The sequence below is a fragment of the Pseudomonas rhizosphaerae genome, from assembly GCF_000761155.1.
In the GTDB taxonomy this organism is placed as follows: domain Bacteria; phylum Pseudomonadota; class Gammaproteobacteria; order Pseudomonadales; family Pseudomonadaceae; genus Aquipseudomonas; species Aquipseudomonas rhizosphaerae.
The window spans coordinates 1,293,776-1,310,800 of record NZ_CP009533.1 but is presented as its reverse complement, the minus strand read 5'-3'; the positions used below and the strand labels follow the sequence as shown (position 1 = coordinate 1,310,800).

Sequence of the window (17,025 nt, the reverse complement as noted above, 5' to 3'; positions counted from 1 at the left end):
CGGGTTAAAGCGGTTTGTGTTGGGTGTGAGTCCAGTCGTGCAACAGGCTGTAGGCAACTGCCAGCAGAGTCGGGCCGATGAACAGGCCGATGAAGCCGAAAGCCAGCAGCCCGCCGAACACCCCCAGCAGCACGATCACCAGCGGCAAGTTGCCGCCGCGACTGATCAGGTAGGGCTTGAGCACGTTGTCCACGCCACTGATGACGAAGGTCCCCCAGATACCGAGGAAGATCGCGTAGCCATAGTCGCCCTGCCACACCAGCCAAGCGGTGGCCGGAATCCACGCCAGTGGCGGCCCCATGGGGATCAGGCTCAGCAGGAAGGTGACGATGCCCAGCACCAGGGCCCCCGGCACACCCGCAATGAGAAAGCCGATCAAGGCCAGGATCGCCTGGGCGGCGGCGGTGCCGATCACCCCGTTGACCACCCGTTGCACCGTGGCGGCCACCAGGTCGATGTAGTACCCGGCACGCTCGCCGATCAGACGTTCCAGCAGCCTGAGCACGAAGGCTGCCATCCGCGGCCCGTCGCGATAGAAAAAGAACACGAAGACCAGACTCAAGGTGAGTTCGAGAATCCCGCCTCCGATCTGCGCGCTGCGCGCCAGCAGGAAGTTGCCGACCTGCCCCAGATACGGCCGCACGCTGGCCAGAAATGCCGCGCCCTGTGCGTCGAGGGTGTTCCACAGGCCGACCAGGCTGCCACCGACCAGGGGAATGCCTGCCAGCCAGTCGGGCGCGTCAGGCAGGCCATCGACCTGGACGTCACGGATGAACGCCGTTGCATCGCGCACATGGTCGGCCAGATTGAAACCCAGCCAGACCAGTGGCAAGACCACCAGCAACATCCAGCAGCCCGTGAGGATGCCGGCTGCCAGCGACTCGCGGCCGTTGAGCCAGCGGGTCAGCAGACGCATCAGCGGCCAACTGGCGTAGGCCAGGATCGCACCCCACAACAGTGCCGAGCAGAATGGCGCCAATACCCAAAGGCAGGCACCGAGCAAGGCCAGCAACACGATCTGTACCAGCAGGCGGTCGTTACTCAGCATCCAGGCTCCAAAAGCCGAAGCAGGCTCAACGAATGATTTCCAGGTGCAGCCCCTTGACGCTCTGGGTGCCGGTTTCCAGACGGGCCGCACGCACGCCCTTGGCTATCAGGGCATCGCGCCAGGCAGCGGCCGAAGCGGGTGAAACGCCGGAGATGCTCGCTCGAATCGAGCTGTCCAGTTGCAGGCTGCGGGCCAGCAAGGCCACCCAGGTGTCGTCGGGCGTTTCGCCAAGGCCCGGATAGTCGAGATCGCCGGTGCTGCGCAGTTCGTGCAGCACCGTGGCCGGCGTGGGCAGCAAGGTACCCAGGGGGGCATCGGCGACTAAGGTTTCGACGTACAGGTAGGCGCGACGGTTGCCGCGGGTGATGGCATAGATCGCGGTCAGGGTGTTGTCGTCCGGAGCCGCCTGGCGCAGCAGAACGAACGCCTGCTGATCGTCGGCCCCCGACAGCCGTGCGCCGTCGAATATCGTGTTGACCCACAGGCTGCTTTCGCCACAGTCACGCGCCTGGCACCAGTAAAGCGTGTGTGCACCGCCCTGCTGCGAGGCCTCGCGGGCGTCGTTGAAGGCTTGTCGTGCGGTCTGGGTTTCGGGAAGCTCGTACGTGACGGCGCTGACCTGACCCTTGGCACTGACCTGGCCATCCATGCGCAGCTTGCCGCTGATGGTGCGCAGCGACCCCAGTGGGTAGATGCGCTCCTTGTCGACCGCCGGGCGCTGGTCGACTACCTTGGCGTCCGGCGGCGCGGGGACCTCGGCAGCCAAGGCGGCAGTGGCCAGCAGACCCGTAAGTACCGATAGCAGCAGCTTCGAGCCGTTCATGAGGGCAGCAAGGCGTGGATGACCAAAGGGCCGTAGGCGAGCGTAGCAGCGAGTTCCATCGGGGTCTTCTCCTGTTTCAACCTGACAAGCCTCGGCAGTTGACTGCTGCAAGTCAAGGTATCGCAAAAAAGCGATTGAAACAGTCTGCGACAAGCTTGGCCCCAGCGTCGTCGTCCAAGTGCAGGTGGTGGCCTCCAGGCAACGCCTGCATGGGCAGCCGCAACTGGGCCAGCAGTGCGGTATTTTTCACCAGCAAGCCTTGCTCGGCGAGGATCAACAGGCTGGGGCAGCGGATCGCCTGCACGTAAGCCAGCGCCTGCTCTTCGCCCAGGCGCAAAGGGGACGGCAGGGTCAGACGACTGTCGCTGCGCCAGCTGAAGCCACCCGCCAAGGCTTCCAGCCCACGGGCCGCTAGCAATGCGGCTGCCTCGTGGCTGACTGCGATACGACCGCGCATGCGCGCAAGCACCGCCCGGTCGATGTCGGGATACACCGATTTGCGCTTGTGCCGTAACCCCTGTTGCGCACGCAACGCCTCGCCCAAACGCAATGGGCCCTCTTCGGCAACGCCCAGCGGCGGCACCACGCCGTCGATGAGCGCCAAGCGCTCTATTCGCTCGGGCAAGGCGCTTGCCAGCAACGTCGCGACGATCCCGCCCAGCGAGTGCCCGAGCAGGGAAAAGCGTTGCCATCCAAGCTGGTCGGCAGCCTCCAGCACGTCGTGCACATAGTCCCACAGGGCATAACCGGCGCCGACCGGGCGATGTCCCGAGCAACCGTGGCCTGCCAGGTCGAGAGCAACGATGCGCAGGCCGGCCAGCTTCGGCGCCAGGCGGGCAAAGCTGTTGGCGTTGTCCAGCCAGCCGTGCAGCGCCAGCACCGGCCTGCCGTCCTCGGGTCCATAAACCTGGGCGGCCAACTCGATATGGGGCAACGACAGGCGGATTTCGCGCGCCGGCGCAGTCACGACTCAGCGCGCCGGTGGGTTTTGCCCCAGCGGCACGACGGCTACCGTCAGGCGCGAAATGCAGCTGGGCTTGCCATTATCACCGTGCAGGCGGATGTCCCATACGTGTGTGGTACGACCGATGTGCACCGCGTGGGCAACCCCCGTCACCCTGCCAGTGCGCAATCCGCGCAGGTGGTTGGCATTGACCTCAAGCCCCACACAGTAGAAACGCTCGGTATCGATGCACAGATAACTGGCCATGGAGCCCAGGCTTTCGGCCAGCACCACAGAGGCGCCGCCGTGGAGCAGGCCGAAGGGCTGGTGGGTACGTGCATCGACCGCCATGCTGGCAGTCAAGGACTGTTCATCGAAACGTTCGAAGCGGATATCCAGCAACTCGCCGATGGTGTTTTTCTGCGCTGCATTCAAACGTTCCAGATCCGGTTCGGTGCGCCACAGGCTCATGGGTGTATTCCTGACAGGTTAAGGATGATGGACCGCGTGCAGGGACATCAGACCGGCCAGCGGCCACTCGCCCTGCAACTCGGCAAGGCTGGCCGTCTGCATCGGCTCTGGCTGACGCAGGTTGCCGTGCACCAGCAGGCTCAGCAGATTGCCGACCAGAGGTTGGTGGCTCACCAACAGCACGTTGTCCAGACCCAGCTTTTCCAGATGGCCGATGACTGCGAGCGGGTCGCTGTCGGGCGTCAGCCAGGGCACGGTCCGCACCGCTGGAGCGCTGGGCAGCACGCCATGGGCCAGGGCGGCAGTCTGCTGGGCACGGACGTAAGGGCTGGCAAGGATGGCATCCAGTGGTTGATCGTGCAGGCGCGCGGCGCTGGTCAATGCCTGCTGCTGGCCCACGGACGTCAGCGCGCGCTCGGCGTCGCTGCGGGCGTGACTGACCGCCTCACCATGGCGCAAGACCCAGAGCTTCATGGCTTGGGCTCGTTATCGGCCAACGGCTGGTTGACCCCTGGTTGATGAGCGGCTTCCCCCTCGGCCGGGCGCGGTTGTGGCCAATCGGAAAATGGCCAGGGTTTCTGCTCGGTATGAAAACTCCCGAATCGACCGATCTGGGCCAGGTATCGGCTCAAACTGTCGCCGAAGGCCATGATGCCGGCATTCGGTGCGCCATAGACCAGGCGGTAGATCAACTGCACCAGCACCAGCGCGCCGAGCAGGAACTGGGCAACTTGCCAGACCAGCACGAATACCAGCATCCAGAGCACACGCAGGACGATCGCCTCGCGGCCTGGATCGTTGAAAGAACGGTTCATGAATTGCTCCTCAATTGAAGCCACTGGTGGAAATGAAGTCGACATCGGTCTTGGGTTCGGCCCGCATCAGCAGTTCGATGACCTGGTTCAGCGTACGCCCTTCGAAAAGAATTGCATGCAGCCCCGCCACCAGCGGCATGTACACCTGCAATTCCTGAGCCTTGGCCTTGAGTACCTTGAGCGTATTGACGCCTTCGGCCACCTCGCCCAGGCGCGACACGGCGTCTTCCAGGCTCAGGCCTTCGCCGAGGGCGAAGCCCACCTGGTAGTTGCGGCTCTTGGGCGAGGAACAGGTCACGATGAGGTCGCCCACGCCGGCCAGGCCAAGGAACGTCATGGGGTTGGCGCCCTGGCTGACGGCGAAGCGTGTCATCTCGGCCAGCGCACGGGTGATCAGCATGCTCTTGGTGTTCTCGCCCATGCCCAAGGCGACGGCCATACCGGCGATGATCGCGTAGACGTTTTTCAAAGCGCCGCCCAGTTCGACACCGAAGCGGTCACTGCTGGCATAGACACGAAACGTGCGCCCGTGCAGAACGGCCTGGACCCGCTCGCAAAGCGCTTCGTCGGCGCTCGCCACCACCGTGGCGGTGAGCGCATGCTCGGCGATCTCGCGGGCCAGGTTGGGGCCGGACAACACGCCGATGCGGGCCCCCGGCGCGACCTCTTCGAGGATTTCGCTCATCAGTTTGAAGCTCTGGGCCTCGATGCCTTTGGTCAGGCTGACCAGCATCTTGCCGGTCAACTGGTCGGCGTGCCGCGCCAGGACGCTGCGCAGAGCACTGGAGGGCAGCGCAACGAAGATCAGCGAGCTGCCGGCGATGGTCGCCGGCAGGTCGGTGACTGCCGTTACGCCCGGCAGAATCTTGATGCCCTTGAGGTAGCGCGGGTTTTCCCGGTTCAGGCGAATGGCTTCGGCCTGCTGCGGGTCGCGCATCCATTGCCGGACCGAATGGCCGTTCTCGGCCAGCAGGTTGGCCACGGCGGTGCCGAAACTACCTCCACCCAGCACGGCTATCGGCTGCTCTTGAGTCATATCCCATCCATTTGGTCGAGTTGAAGGCAATGAGGGGCATTATACGGAGCCGCCTCGACACGACCAGTCCCGGCCGTGCCTCGGTAACATTACGACTGGAATTGTCGCTCTGACCGGTTAACATGCCTGACTGTTCATTTCGATTCAGGCGCCGTCGTGACCGCTATCTTCCCATTGCCTCGCGCCCTGACATGAAGTTGCGCCTGAACCGCGATATCCATACGCGGACCCAGATCATCAGCGTCGGACCAGCCCTGCTCCTGACCCTGCTACTGATCGGCTTCTTTACCTTCGTGCGCCTGCAGGACCTGCGCCAGGAGCTCAACCACACCGGCCAGTTGATCGCCAACCAGCTCGCCCCTGCCTCCGAATACGGCGTGGTCACCGACAACGCCGCCGTGCTCGAAGCCCTGCTCGACGCGACCCTTGCCATCCCCCATGTGCGCTTCCTGGAAATCCAGGACCAGACCGACCGGCGAGTGGCCTACGTCGAACAACGTGCGGGCGATGGCCATCGCTCGGCCCATGTCGAGGTGTTCCAGGCGCCGATCCAGATTCGTGGTGCATTCCTCGAAGACCACCAAGCGCAGGTACAGCAGCACTTGGGCAGTGCCAGCAGTGGCGACTACCTGGGGCGGGTGCTCGTGGGCATGTCCGACGATGCCTTCAGCCAGCGCCAGCAGGAGATCGTGTTCAAGGCCGGCGTACTGGCGCTGTTCGCCCTGCTGTTCACGTACTTGCTGGCCCGCCGCCTGGCACGCAGCCTGGCGCAGCCGATCAGCGACATGAGCCGGGTGGTCAAGGCCATTGGCCAGGGCGAGTTCGACACGCCGCTGCCCATCGTCGACGACAGCGAACTGGGCCATCTGGCCGGGCACATCAACAACCTGGCCAATGCCCTGGCCAAGGCCAGCCACGAACAACACCAGGCGATGCAGCAGCTGATCCGTACCCGGGAGGAGGCCGAACGGGCCAACAGCGCCAAGTCGGACTTCCTGGCAATGATGAGTCACGAACTGCGCACGCCGATGAATGGCGTGCTGGGCATGTTGCAGCTGTTGGAAACCACCGCGCTGAGCGATGAACAGCGCGACTATGCCCAAGTGGCCACCGAGTCCACCGAACACCTGCTGAAGGTCATCAACGACATCCTGGATTTTTCCCGCATCGAACGCGCGGCGATGGAACTGGAGCATATCGGTTTTGGCCTGCACGAGCTGATCACCAGTTGCGTGCAGGCGTTCCAGCACAGCGCACGACAGCGAAAGCTGGCCCTCGACCTGGCGCTGCCCGACGATATTCAAGGGTTGCAGGTTGAAGGCGATCCGACGCGCATCCGGCAGATCCTGGTGAACCTGATCGGCAATGCGCTGAAGTTCACCGATGAAGGCGGCGTACACGTCGGCGTGCAATGGCAGGTGCTGGATCATCAACTGATCTGGCTGACCTGCACCGTGCGCGACAGCGGAATCGGTATCGGCGAGGATCGCCTGGAGAGCATGTTCGTCGCCTTCGCCCAGGCCGACAGCTCGATATCGCGACGCTACGGTGGTACCGGCCTGGGCCTGCCGATCGCACGGACCTTGGCCGAACGCATGGGTGGCACCCTGCGAGCGCAGAGCCATGAGGGTCAAGGCTCGCTGTTCACCCTGGAAATGCCCTTGGCCGTGAGCCAGCAGAGCCTGACACGCCCGGCACCGGTGCCCAATACCTGCGGACACGAAGACGGTGCCGGCCACCGGGTTTTGCTGGTGGAAGACAACCCGGTCAACCAGACCGTGATCGAGGCGATGCTGCGCAGCCTGGGCTACGACGTCGATGTGGTGAGCGACGGCGCCGAGGCAGTCGACCAGGTGCGCGAGCACCTGTATTCAGCCGTCCTGATGGACTGCCGCCTGCCCGTGCTCGACGGCTATGAAGCCTCCCGGCAGATTCGCCTGATTCCCGGCCGCACCGAGCTGCCGATCATCGCCCTGACCGCCAACGCCCTGCTGGGCGACCGCGATGCCTGCCTGGCCGCCGGAATGAACGATTACCTGGCCAAGCCATTCAAACGTGCCGACCTGCAGCAGGTATTGCACCGCTGGAGGGACTGAAAGACGCGGGGAATTGGCTACCAGATGTCCCCTGGATAGCGCCCGTTGCTGGCAAGAAATGCTAAAGTGCGGCAGTCTTGTACATCCATTCGGACAAAGCCTGCTGTCTGGCATTATAATTTCAGTGAACAAGTGTACTTCCGTATCGCTTGCGCTGTGACTTTCACTACAACGCAATAGTCTATGTGTAGGCTGCCGACCCAGGTGTTGATCCTTCTGGTCGGTCGGGAAGATTTGCCCCCTGCCACCAGGGACTATTGAGGAGCTCGCATGACCAAACAAAACGCCTTTACCCGGGAAGATCTGCTGCGCTGCAGTCGTGGCGAGCTGTTCGGCCCAGGTAACGCGCAATTGCCCGCCCCGAACATGCTGATGGTGGACCGCATTACCCATATCAGCGCCGAAGGTGGCAAGTATGGCAAGGGTGAATTGGTCGCCGAGCTGGATATCACCCCGGACCTGTGGTTCTTCGCCTGCCACTTCGAGGGCGATCCGGTGATGCCGGGCTGCCTGGGCCTGGATGCCATGTGGCAGCTGGTCGGTTTCTTCCTGGGCTGGCAGGACCTGCCGGGCCGTGGTCGTGCGCTGGGTTCGGGCGAAGTGAAGTTCTTCGGCCAAGTGCTGCCGACCGCCAAGAAGGTCACGTACAACATTCATATCAAGCGCGTGCTCAAGGGCAAGCTGAACATGGCCATCGCCGATGGTTCGGTCAGTGTCGACGGCCGCGAGATCTACACCGCCGACGGCCTTCGGGTTGGCGTCTTTACATCCACCGAAAATTTCTAAGGGTTATCCGCATGCGCCGCGTTGTTATCACTGGTCTGGGCATCGTTTCGTGCCTGGGCAATGACAAAGACACCGTCTCCGCAAACCTGCGTGCAAGCCGCCCTGGCATCCGCTTCAACCCGGAATATGCCGAAATGGGTCTGCGTAGCCAGGTTTCCGGTTCCATCGACCTCAACCTGGAAGAACTGATCGACCGCAAGGTATACCGCTTCGTCGGCCACGCCGCAGCGTACGCCTACCTGGCCATGCAGGATGCCATCAAGGATTCCGGCCTGACCGACGAGCAGGTTTCCAACCCGCGCACCGGTCTGATCGCAGGCTCCGGCGGCGCCTCCACCCTGAACCAGATGGAAGCGCTGGACATCCTGCGCGAGAAAGGCGTGAAGCGCGTCGGCCCGTATCGTGTCACCCGGACCATGAGCAGCACCGTGTCGGCTTGCCTGGCCACCCCTTTCAAGATCAAGGGCCTGAACTATTCCATCGCCTCGGCCTGCGCCACCAGCGCTCATTGCATCGGCACGGCCATGGAACAGATCCAGATGGGCAAGCAGGACGTCGTGTTCGCCGGTGGTGGTGAAGAGGAGCACTGGACCCAGTCGTTCCTGTTCGACGCCATGGGCGCATTGTCCAGCAAGCGCAACGACACCCCCGAGAAAGCCTCGCGTGCCTACGACAGCGATCGCGATGGCTTCGTCATCGCCGGCGGCGGCGGCATGGTGGTGGTCGAGGAACTGGAACACGCCTTGGCCCGCGGCGCGCACATCTATGCCGAAATCGTCGGCTACGGCGCGACGTCCGATGGCTACGACATGGTCGCGCCGAGCGGCGAAGGCGCCATCCGCTGCATGCAGCAGGCGCTGTCCACCGTCGACACCCCGATCGACTACCTGAACACCCACGGCACTTCGACGCCTGTGGGCGACGTGGCCGAGATGAAAGGTGTGCGCGAGGTCTTCGCTGGCAAGTACCCAGCCATCAGTTCGACCAAGAGCCTGTCCGGTCACTCCCTGGGCGCCGCAGGCGTTCACGAAGCGATTTACTGCATGCTGATGATGGAAGGCAATTTCATCGCCGGTTCGGCGAACATCGACGAACTGGACCCTGCCGTAGCTGATCTGCCCGTGCAGACCGTCACCCAGGAAAACGTCGAAATCAACACCGTGATGAGCAACAGCTTCGGCTTCGGCGGCACCAACGCTACGTTGGTGCTCAAGCGCTGGACTGGCCAGTAAGGTTCATAGCCTCACAAAAACACGGCGCCTGCGGGCGCCGTTTTTTTTGCCTGTAGTCGGTCGGCTGACGACAGTTGAACCCCTTTGGCGGCACAAGCCTCTATACAGTGTGGTTTGTGCACTCTAACGAAGGGATCTCCATGTCTATCACCGTGACTACCGAACCCGGCGACGGATTTCGCCACCGCATCGACATCGATGCCCGCCACTCATTCCATACCGACCTGCTCGAAGCCTTGGGCGGCGCAGATTCCGCCCCCTCTCCTCACGACTACTTCGACGCCGCACTGGGCGCCTGCAAAGCCTTGACCCTCAAGCTCTACGCTCAGCGGAAAAACATCCCGCTGACCGGGGTGAACATCGAGGTCAAACGGGACAATAGCCAGGAACCCACCGGCAAGTACGGCTTGCGGGTCAAGCTGACACTGCTGGGCAACCTGACGGAAGCACAGCGTCATGACCTGGACCGAGTCGCCGACCACTGCCCGATACACAAGCTGATGACCAGCGCCGTGATCGATATAGAGACGTACCTGGCGGAGGCTTGACTGGCAGGTGTTCGCGGCCAATGACCGCTCCTACGCAATTCCTAGGAGCGGCCAGTGGCCGCGAACAGGCATTCACAGGCACATGCTGACTCAGGCCTGGAACACTTCTTCGAGCAGATTGTGCATGGCCTGGAACGCGCGCGCCGAAACCTTGGCATCGTACATCTGCACACCGGGGTTATTGGCCTCGGTATCGGTGAACGAATGGTAGGCGCCACCGTAGCTGGTCAATTGCCAATCCACACCCGCCGAGTTCATCTCGGAACGGAACGCGGGCAACTGCTCGGCTGGCACCAGCGGATCGGCATCGCCGTGCAGGACCAGGACCGAGCCCTTGATGTCGTGGGCATCGGCCGGATTCGGCGTATCCAGGGTGCCATGGAACGACACGGCGGCCTTGAGCGCCGCACCGGTGCGGGCCAGCTCCAATGCGCAACAGCCACCAAAGCAGAAACCGAAGGCCGCCGACTGTGCCGGATCGACAGCGGCATGGGCCTGCTCGTGCAACTGCTGCAGGGCCACTTGCATGCGCTTGCGCAGCAAGGCACGGTCATTCTTCAGCGGGGTCATGGCTGCGGCCGCTTCGTCGTTGTTGCCTGGCCGTACGCCTTGACCGTAGAGGTCGACCAGCAGCACCACGTAGCCCTTCGAGGCCACCGACTGGGCGATACGCTCGGCACCTTCGCTGACGCCCATCCAATTGGGCGCCATTACCAACCCCGGACGTGGGGAAACGATATCGGCGTCGTACACCAGGCGGCTTTCGTACGCCTGCCCGTCGATCTGGTAGACCACGGATTGAACGGTCAATGTGCTCATGCTTGTTTCCCAAAAGGTCATGGCTGAAAACGAAAAAGCCCGCCGAAGCGGGCTTTTACCTGGACTGTTTAAACGGACAACTCGACCAGCAACTTGTTCAGGCGTCGAACGTAGCCTGCCGGGTCTTTCAAGCTGTCGCCTGCAGCCAGGGCCGCCTGATCGAACAGGATATGGGAGAAGTCGGCGAAACGATCTTCGCTCTGCTCCACGTCCAGCTTGGCGATCAGCGGGTGGTTGGGGTTGAACTCGAAGATCGGCTTGGAATCCGGAACCTTCTGGCCGCTGGCCTCCAGGATCTGGCGCATCTGCAAGCCGAGGTCCTGCTCGCCGATGGCCAGGATCGCCGGCGAATCGGTCAGGCGGTGGGAAACCCGCACTTCGCTGACCGAATCACCCAGCGCCGCCTTCAAGCGCTCGACCAGGCCTTCCTTGTCCTTGGCGATTTCTTCCTGGGCTTTCTTGTCTTCCTCGGAATCCAGTTTGCCCAGGTCGAGGTCGCCGCGGGCGACGTCGACGAAGCCCTTGCCGTCGAATTCGGTCAGGTAGCTCATCAGCCACTCGTCGATGCGATCGGTCAGCAGCAGCACTTCGATGCCTTTCTTGCGGAAGACTTCCAGGTGCGGGCTGTTCTTGACCTGCGCGTAAGACTCGCCGGACAGGTAGTAGACCTTGTCCTGGCCTTCCTTGACGCGTGCCAAGTAGTCGGCCAGGCCAACACTCTGTTCGCCGCTGTCGTCGCTGGTGGAAGCGAAGCGCAGCAAGCCGGCGATCTTTTCCTTGTTGGCGAAATCTTCGGCCGGACCTTCCTTGAGGACCTGGCCGAAATTCTTCCAGAAACCCTTGTACTGCTCAGGCTCGTTCTTGGCCAGTTTCTCCAGCATGTCGAGAACACGCTTGGTCAGGGCCGTTTTCATCGAGTCGATGATCGGGTCCTTCTGCAGGATCTCACGCGACACGTTCAGAGACAGGTCGTTGGAGTCGACCACGCCCTTGATGAAGCGCAGGTACAACGGCAGGAAGGATTCGGCCTGATCCATCACGAATACGCGCTGCACGTAGAGCTTGAGCCCACGCGGTGCTTCGCGCTGGTACAGATCGAACGGGGCACGTGCAGGTACATACAGCAGCGAGGTGTATTCCAGCTTGCCTTCGACCTTGTTGTGGCTCCAGCTCAGCGGGTTCTCGTAGTCGTGACCGACATGCTTGTAGAACTCCTGGTATTCCTCGTCCTTGATGTCGGTACGCGGACGGGTCCACAGGGCGCTGGCGCGGTTAACGGTCTCCCATTCCTGCGCAGGTGCCTCTTCGCCTTCGGCCGGCGTGCTTTCCTTGGGCAGCTCGATCGGCAGGGCGATGTGGTCGGAGTACTTCTTGATGATGTTGCGCAGGCGGTAACCGTCGGCGAACTCATCTTCAGCGCTCTTGAGGTGGAGCACGATACGGGTACCGCGCTCGGCTTTCTCGACGTTGGCGACTTCGAACTCGCCCTCGCCCTTGGACGACCAGTGCACGCCCTCGCTGGCAGCGGTGCCGGCACGACGGCTGTAGACGTCGACCTGGTCGGCGACGATGAACGCCGAATAGAAGCCCACGCCGAACTGACCGATCAGGTGCGAGTCCTTCTTCTGGTCACCGGTGAGGTTCTTCATGAAGTCGGCAGTGCCGGACTTGGCGATGGTGCCCAGATGGGTCACGACATCGTCGCGGTTCATGCCGATACCGTTGTCTTCTAGGGTGACGGTCTTGGCGTCCTTGTCGAAGCTGATACGGATGCCAAGCTCGCCGCCGCCTTCGAGCAGCTCAGGCTTGGCCAGCGCTTCGAAACGCAGTTTGTCGACGGCGTCGGAGGCGTTCGAGATCAATTCGCGAAGGAAGATTTCCTTGTTGGAATACAGCGAATGGATCATGAGGTGCAGCAGTTGCTTCACCTCGGTCTGGAAGCCCAGGGTTTCCTTTTGAGTTTCCACACTCATGGTCATCAAACTCCAATCAGATGGCAGGTGCCGCCGGTGAGCGGCGGGATGACAAGGAGATGGGGCCGCCAATCGGTATTTCAAGGGTTGCCCGGTGCGCCGATGGACACGCGCACGTGAATGAACCCTTTCACCGCTTGCCGACCTGAAAACCGGTCGGCTGCTTGACCGTTACAGCAAGGCTGCGGAAAAAACTCATTGCGATCCGATACTTATATAACCGCAGTGATGGAACTTATATCCGGCGGCTGGCCTCTTAGCCTCGTAGATACCCAATAAGGAGAAACACCATGCGCAAGACACTCGCTTACTCCCTGATGCTGGCTGCCACCCTTGGTCTGGCCGCTTGCGACAAGAAATCCGAAGACAAGGCCCAGGACGCTGCTGAGCACCGTCAGGAAGCGCAAGAGAAAATGGATTCGGCTCAAGACAAGATGAACGATGCCGCCAAGGAAAACGCCAAGGCCAACGAAGCGGCCATGGAGTCGAACAAGGCTGCAGCTCAAGAAGCTTCCAAGTCTGATTCGAGCATGCCAGTAGCACCAGGTACCACCCCTGCTACCCAAGTGCCGCCAGCGAAGAACTAATAAATCGGCGGCGCCTGCTTCGCGGGCAGAGCCCGCCCCTCAGGGGCGAGCTTGACCTTGCGATGACCGAGCCGCGATCGAGACAAAAAAAATCCCCGAACCAGTCGGGGATTTTTTTATGCCTTCAGACTATGCCTTCAGACTATGTGCAATCAGTCTTCGCGATAGCGACGCAGCTTCAGTTGCTTGCCAGCGACGCGGGTGTCCTTGAGCTTGCTCAGCAGACTTTCCAGACCCTCTTCCGGCAGCTCGACTAGGCTGAAGCTGTCGCGCACCTGGATGCGGCCGATGGCTTCGCGGGCCAAGCCGCCTTCGTTGAGGATAGCGCCGAGCAGGTTTTTGGCAGCGATGCCGTCACGCGCACCCAGCGCGGTACGGCAGCGAGCGCGGCCTTCACCCAGCGGCATGGGCGCACGGCGCTCACGGTCGCCGCTGCGTTCTGGACGATCACCACTGCTGGTGCGTTCGCGCGGAGCACTGGTCGGAACCAGCGGCTGCTCCTTGTTGACGGCATCCAGGGTCAGCGCCTGGCCATTGGTGGCCTTGCGCAGCAGGGCTGCGGCCAAGGCGCGCGGGCTGCAACCGATGTCGGCCGTCAAGCGATCCAGCAAATCGCCGTGGGTGCTTTCGGCATCACCTACCAACGGCGCCAGGCTGTTGGTCAGCTTGCGAATGCGCGCATCCAGTACAGCCTGGCCATCTGGCAGGCGAACTTCGGCGACCTTCTGGCCGGTCACACGCTCGATGACCTGCAGCATGCGACGCTCACGTGGAGTCACCAGCAACAGAGCACGGCCTTCACGACCGGCACGGCCAGTACGACCGATGCGGTGCACGTAGGACTCGGGGTCGTACGGCATGTCGACGTTGAACACGTGGGTGATGCGCGGTACGTCCAGGCCACGGGCAGCGACGTCGGTGGCGACGACGATGTCCAGGCGACCATCCTTGAGCGAGTCGATGACGCGCTCGCGCTGGTTCTGGGCAATGTCACCGTTGAGTGCCGCAGCCTTGTAGCCTTTGGCTTCAAGGGCGCTGGCCAGGTCGAGGGTGGCTTGCTTGGTGCGCACGAAGGCGATCAGCGCATCGAACTCTTCGACTTCCAGCAGGCGCAGGACAGCCGAGGTCTTCTGGTCGGCGTGAACCAGCAGGTGAGCCTGCTCGATCGCGGTGACGGTCTGAGTCTTGGTCTGGATCTTGACGTGCTTGGGGTCTTTGAGATGACGCTCGGCGATGGCGCGGATCGACTGCGGCAAGGTTGCCGAGAACAGTACGGTCTGACGAGTCTCGGGCATGGCCTTGAAGATGACTTCCAGGTCATCCATGAAGCCCAGCTTGAGCATTTCGTCGGCTTCGTCGAGCACCAGGTGGTTCACGGTGGCGAGGACTTTCTCGTCGCGACGCAGGTGGTCGCAGAGACGGCCGGGGGTGGCGACGACGATTTGCGCGCCGTTACGGATGGCTTTCAATTGCGGGCCCATCGGGGCACCGCCATACACGGCCACTACGGTAACGCCAGGCATCTGCTTGGCGTAGGTTTCGAATGCAGTGGCTACTTGTAGCGCCAACTCACGGGTTGGCGCCAGGATCAGGGCTTGCGGCTCGCGCTTGCTCGGGTCGATACGATGCAGGATCGGCAGAGCGAAGGCCGCGGTCTTGCCGGTGCCTGTCTGCGCCTGGCCGATCATGTCATGACCGGCAAGGATGATCGGGATCGATTGGTACTGGATAGCCGAAGGCTCTTCGTAGCCGGTAGCGACTACAGCAGCAACAATGTTCGGATGAAGTTCGAGAGCGGCGAAGCCGCCGGTTTCCTGGGTCATGGGTCTGCCTCTAAGTGCATCCGCAAAGACCCATGCTCCAAAGCTGCGCATGCCTTGTAAGACTCGAGAGTCACCCTGGCAGCTTTGTCGGCGGGGATTTGCGAAAACGATTGAATGAAAGAATCGTTAGGGAGAGTCCGCGGAACGGACGTGCAGCCGAAGCTGTCTTCGGGGGATTGCGCTACCTAAACGCGGCCTGGTTAAAGACCGGCGCGCACTATACCTGAAAATGACCGCGACGTGAGACTTTTTTGAACCTTCATGCTGCGTGAACGGCAGAGCCACGCGGGCTTTGCGCGAATCGGCGACACGGTCTATTTTAGCAGGGGCGCCTGCGCAGGTGCGGCGGCTGAAACCTTTCACTCAAAACGTTCCGAGGATGCCGTCATGCCTACCCCCTGCCCCGGCAAGGTCAGCTGCGAGTTGCGCGAGCACGTCATGCTCATCGGCCTCGACCGTCCTGCCAAACGCAACGCCTTCGACCTGCCCATGCTCGATGAACTGAGCCTGGCCTATGGCGCGTTCGAACGCGAGCCGGCGGCGCGGGTGGCGCTGGTGTTCTGCCATGGCGAGCACTTCACCGCCGGGCTCGACCTGGCGGCGGTCAGCACGCGCCTGACCCAGGGCTGGCAGGTACCCCCCGGCGGCTGCGATCCCTGGCGGGTGTCGGCCGGGCCTGTGGTCAGCAAGCCGGTGATCGTCGCAGCCCAAGGTTACTGCCTGACCGTGGGCATCGAACTGATGCTCGCGGCCGACATCAATCTGTGCGCCAGCAATACCCGGTTTGCCCAGATGGAAGTGCAGCGCGGACTCTTTCCTTTCGGCGGCGCCACCCTGCGCCTGCAACAGATCGCCGGGTGGGGCAATGCCATGCGCTGGCTGCTCACCGGCGATGAATTCGATGCCCATGAGGCCTTGCGCCTGGGCCTGGTCCAGGAAGTCATGGCCAGCGAAGACTTGCTGCCCAACGCCCTCGCGCTGGCTCAGCGGATTGCCCGGCAGGCACCGCTGGGCGTGCAGGCGACCTTGGCATCGGCCCGCCTGGCCATCAGCGAAGGCGAAGTCGCCGCCAGCCGCCAACTGTCAGCCACCACCGGCCGCCTGTTCGCCAGCGAGGACGCGCAGGAGGGGCTGGCGGCCATGCAGCAGCAGCGCCCTGCCCTGTTTGCCGGGAAATAATCGGGAAATCGGCGCGCACCACACCGCGCAACTCAGCGTGGGCAGGAGCCGGCAAGGCGACCGCGCGCCACGTCTCAGGTCGCCGGGCGTATCGCGTCTATGAGGCCCTGCAGGGAGTAACCCAACTGCGGCGCAAGGGTTTCGGCGCGCTGCCGCAGGCCGGGCATGTCCAGCGCTTGTTCGATATCGGCCGGCACCATGACGATCACGTTGCCCTCCTTGACCGGCAGCTCCCAGTAATGGCGGTGATAGAGCCCGCGCAGCAATGCGGCCCCGAGCGGCTTGCCGTCGTTGCCGGCCCACTGGTTGATGATCAGCCAACCCTGAGGATTCAGGCGCTGCTGGCATTGTTCCAGGAAGCGCCAGGCCAGGTGCGCAGGCGCCGGGCCGTGATCGGTATAGAGGTCGACGAAAATCAGGTCGGCGCTTTCGGCACTGGGCAGCAGTTCCAGGGCGTCGCCCACCCGGATGTACAAACGCGGATCGTCTTCCAGGCCCATGTATTGAGTCGCCAGACGAGGTACGTCAGGGCGCAGTTCGATGCATTCGACGTCTTCCAGAGGCAGGAACTTCAAACACGCCTGAGTCAGGGTGCCGGCGCCGAGCCCCAGGAACAATGCACTTTCAGGCTGGCCATGGCACAGCGCGCCTACCAGCATGGCCCGGGTGTAGTCGTATTCCAGCCAGCTGGGGTCGGCGGTGAAGGTGCAGCTCTGTTCGATGGCGTCGCCGAACTCCAGGAAACGGTAGTCCGCGACTTCCAGTACACGGATCATGCCCCAGGCGTCGTGCACCTCGGCCAGTACGTGCTCGGTGCGTTCGTGGGGTTGCAGGGCGTCTTGGTCT

General features: G+C 62.6%; 17 protein-coding genes. 6 read left to right on the top strand and 11 right to left on the bottom strand.

The genetic code is table 11. The features are described from left to right. Positions 1-4: 4 nt before the first annotated feature. The 7 genes from LT40_RS05975 to LT40_RS05945 all read right to left on the bottom strand — a co-directional run bounded on the left by LT40_RS05975 (position 5) and on the right by LT40_RS05945 (position 5,136). Complete coding sequence (locus tag LT40_RS05975) at positions 5-1,048, bottom strand: AI-2E family transporter (RefSeq protein WP_043187624.1); 1,044 nt, start codon at positions 1,046-1,048, stop codon at positions 5-7. A gap of 25 nt (positions 1,049-1,073) precedes the next feature. After that, positions 1,074-1,871 carry a DUF4892 domain-containing protein gene (locus LT40_RS05970; RefSeq protein WP_043187620.1) on the bottom strand — a complete coding sequence of 266 codons (798 nt, stop codon included), beginning with the start codon at positions 1,869-1,871 and terminating at the stop codon, positions 1,074-1,076. 112 nt (positions 1,872-1,983) lie between these two features. Beyond that, positions 1,984-2,838, bottom strand: a complete 855-nt coding sequence (locus tag LT40_RS05965) for an alpha/beta hydrolase (protein WP_043187619.1) — start codon at positions 2,836-2,838, stop codon at positions 1,984-1,986. 3 nt (positions 2,839-2,841) lie between these two features. Continuing rightward, positions 2,842-3,285: a hotdog fold thioesterase gene (locus LT40_RS05960; protein ID WP_043187616.1), complete on the bottom strand. Its 444-nt coding sequence runs from the start codon at positions 3,283-3,285 to the stop codon at positions 2,842-2,844. Between the two features lie 18 nt (positions 3,286-3,303). Beyond that, complete coding sequence (gene sixA / locus LT40_RS05955) at positions 3,304-3,759, bottom strand: phosphohistidine phosphatase SixA (RefSeq protein WP_043187615.1); 456 nt, start codon at positions 3,757-3,759, stop codon at positions 3,304-3,306. Further along, a complete protein-coding gene (locus LT40_RS05950) occupies positions 3,756-4,100 on the bottom strand; it encodes a DUF4389 domain-containing protein (protein WP_043187612.1) in 345 nt (114 codons plus the stop codon). Before LT40_RS05950 ends, sixA begins: the two co-directional genes overlap by 4 nt. Before the next feature lie 10 nt (positions 4,101-4,110). Continuing rightward, on the bottom strand, positions 4,111-5,136 hold the full coding sequence (locus tag LT40_RS05945; protein ID WP_043187610.1) for an NAD(P)H-dependent glycerol-3-phosphate dehydrogenase: 1,026 nt from the start codon (positions 5,134-5,136) through the stop codon (positions 4,111-4,113). Between the two features lie 191 nt (positions 5,137-5,327). On the opposite strand from LT40_RS05945, the gene LT40_RS05940 reads away from it, so the two are divergent. The 4 genes from LT40_RS05940 (at position 5,328) to LT40_RS05925 (ending at position 9,798) form a co-directional block, all read left to right on the top strand. Continuing rightward, the gene (locus LT40_RS05940; RefSeq protein ID WP_043187608.1) at positions 5,328-7,232 is read left to right on the top strand and encodes an ATP-binding protein; all 1,905 of its coding nucleotides are present in this window, start codon (positions 5,328-5,330) and stop codon (positions 7,230-7,232) included. 270 nt (positions 7,233-7,502) lie between these two features. Beyond that, positions 7,503-8,018, top strand: a complete 516-nt coding sequence (gene fabA / locus LT40_RS05935) for a 3-hydroxyacyl-[acyl-carrier-protein] dehydratase FabA (protein ID WP_043187606.1) — start codon at positions 7,503-7,505, stop codon at positions 8,016-8,018. 11 nt (positions 8,019-8,029) lie between these two features. Then, positions 8,030-9,250: a beta-ketoacyl-ACP synthase I gene (fabB, locus tag LT40_RS05930; RefSeq protein ID WP_043187605.1), complete on the top strand. Its 1,221-nt coding sequence runs from the start codon at positions 8,030-8,032 to the stop codon at positions 9,248-9,250. A gap of 140 nt (positions 9,251-9,390) precedes the next feature. Continuing rightward, positions 9,391-9,798, top strand: coding sequence for an OsmC family protein (locus LT40_RS05925; RefSeq protein WP_043187601.1), 408 nt, complete (start codon positions 9,391-9,393; stop codon positions 9,796-9,798). A gap of 90 nt (positions 9,799-9,888) precedes the next feature. Here LT40_RS05925 and LT40_RS05920 read toward each other — a convergent pair whose 3' ends face one another. Both LT40_RS05920 and htpG read right to left on the bottom strand, forming a co-directional pair. After that, positions 9,889-10,617, bottom strand: coding sequence for a dienelactone hydrolase family protein (locus tag LT40_RS05920; RefSeq protein WP_043187598.1), 729 nt, complete (start codon positions 10,615-10,617; stop codon positions 9,889-9,891). A 68-nt stretch (positions 10,618-10,685) separates the two neighbouring features. Further along, a complete protein-coding gene (htpG, locus tag LT40_RS05915) occupies positions 10,686-12,590 on the bottom strand; it encodes a molecular chaperone HtpG (RefSeq protein WP_043193340.1) in 1,905 nt (634 codons plus the stop codon). A 290-nt stretch (positions 12,591-12,880) separates the two neighbouring features. On the opposite strand from htpG, the gene LT40_RS05910 reads away from it, so the two are divergent. After that, complete coding sequence (locus tag LT40_RS05910) at positions 12,881-13,177, top strand: hypothetical protein (protein WP_043187596.1); 297 nt, start codon at positions 12,881-12,883, stop codon at positions 13,175-13,177. Between the two features lie 152 nt (positions 13,178-13,329). Here the strand turns inward: LT40_RS05910 and LT40_RS05905 are convergent, their stop codons facing one another. Further along, on the bottom strand, positions 13,330-15,000 hold the full coding sequence (locus tag LT40_RS05905) for a DEAD/DEAH box helicase (RefSeq protein ID WP_043187593.1): 1,671 nt from the start codon (positions 14,998-15,000) through the stop codon (positions 13,330-13,332). 387 nt (positions 15,001-15,387) lie between these two features. Between LT40_RS05905 and LT40_RS05900 the strand changes: the two genes are divergently transcribed. Continuing rightward, positions 15,388-16,179 (top strand): crotonase/enoyl-CoA hydratase family protein, encoded by a 792-nt coding sequence (locus LT40_RS05900; protein ID WP_043187589.1) that lies wholly within the window; start codon positions 15,388-15,390, stop codon positions 16,177-16,179. A 74-nt stretch (positions 16,180-16,253) separates the two neighbouring features. On the opposite strand, the gene LT40_RS05895 is transcribed toward LT40_RS05900, so the two are convergent. Beyond that, positions 16,254-16,955 carry a spermidine synthase gene (locus LT40_RS05895; protein ID WP_052393504.1) on the bottom strand — a complete coding sequence of 234 codons (702 nt, stop codon included), beginning with the start codon at positions 16,953-16,955 and terminating at the stop codon, positions 16,254-16,256. Positions 16,956-17,025: the final 70 nt, after the last annotated feature.

Bases quoted from the DNA above. Each gene is read 5' to 3' on its own strand.
- LT40_RS05925 (WP_043187601.1), top strand. From the start codon at position 9,391: ATGTCTATCACCGTGACTACCGAACCCGGCGACGGATTTCGCCACCGC.
- htpG (WP_043193340.1), bottom strand. From the start codon at position 12,590: ATGAGTGTGGAAACTCAAAAGGAAACCCTGGGCTTCCAGACCGAGGTG.
- LT40_RS05975 (WP_043187624.1), bottom strand. From the start codon at position 1,048: ATGCTGAGTAACGACCGCCTGCTGGTACAGATCGTGTTGCTGGCCTTG.
- LT40_RS05910 (WP_043187596.1), top strand. From the start codon at position 12,881: ATGCGCAAGACACTCGCTTACTCCCTGATGCTGGCTGCCACCCTTGGT.
- LT40_RS05900 (WP_043187589.1), top strand. From the start codon at position 15,388: ATGCCTACCCCCTGCCCCGGCAAGGTCAGCTGCGAGTTGCGCGAGCAC.
- LT40_RS05960 (WP_043187616.1), bottom strand. From the start codon at position 3,285: ATGAGCCTGTGGCGCACCGAACCGGATCTGGAACGTTTGAATGCAGCG.
- fabA (WP_043187606.1), top strand. From the start codon at position 7,503: ATGACCAAACAAAACGCCTTTACCCGGGAAGATCTGCTGCGCTGCAGT.
- LT40_RS05940 (WP_043187608.1), top strand. From the start codon at position 5,328: ATGAAGTTGCGCCTGAACCGCGATATCCATACGCGGACCCAGATCATC.
- sixA (WP_043187615.1), bottom strand. From the start codon at position 3,759: ATGAAGCTCTGGGTCTTGCGCCATGGTGAGGCGGTCAGTCACGCCCGC.
- LT40_RS05920 (WP_043187598.1), bottom strand. From the start codon at position 10,617: ATGAGCACATTGACCGTTCAATCCGTGGTCTACCAGATCGACGGGCAG.
- LT40_RS05970 (WP_043187620.1), bottom strand. From the start codon at position 1,871: ATGAACGGCTCGAAGCTGCTGCTATCGGTACTTACGGGTCTGCTGGCC.
- LT40_RS05905 (WP_043187593.1), bottom strand. From the start codon at position 15,000: ATGACCCAGGAAACCGGCGGCTTCGCCGCTCTCGAACTTCATCCGAAC.
- LT40_RS05950 (WP_043187612.1), bottom strand. From the start codon at position 4,100: ATGAACCGTTCTTTCAACGATCCAGGCCGCGAGGCGATCGTCCTGCGT.
- fabB (WP_043187605.1), top strand. From the start codon at position 8,030: ATGCGCCGCGTTGTTATCACTGGTCTGGGCATCGTTTCGTGCCTGGGC.
- LT40_RS05945 (WP_043187610.1), bottom strand. From the start codon at position 5,136: ATGACTCAAGAGCAGCCGATAGCCGTGCTGGGTGGAGGTAGTTTCGGC.
- LT40_RS05895 (WP_052393504.1), bottom strand. From the start codon at position 16,955: ATGATCCGTGTACTGGAAGTCGCGGACTACCGTTTCCTGGAGTTCGGC.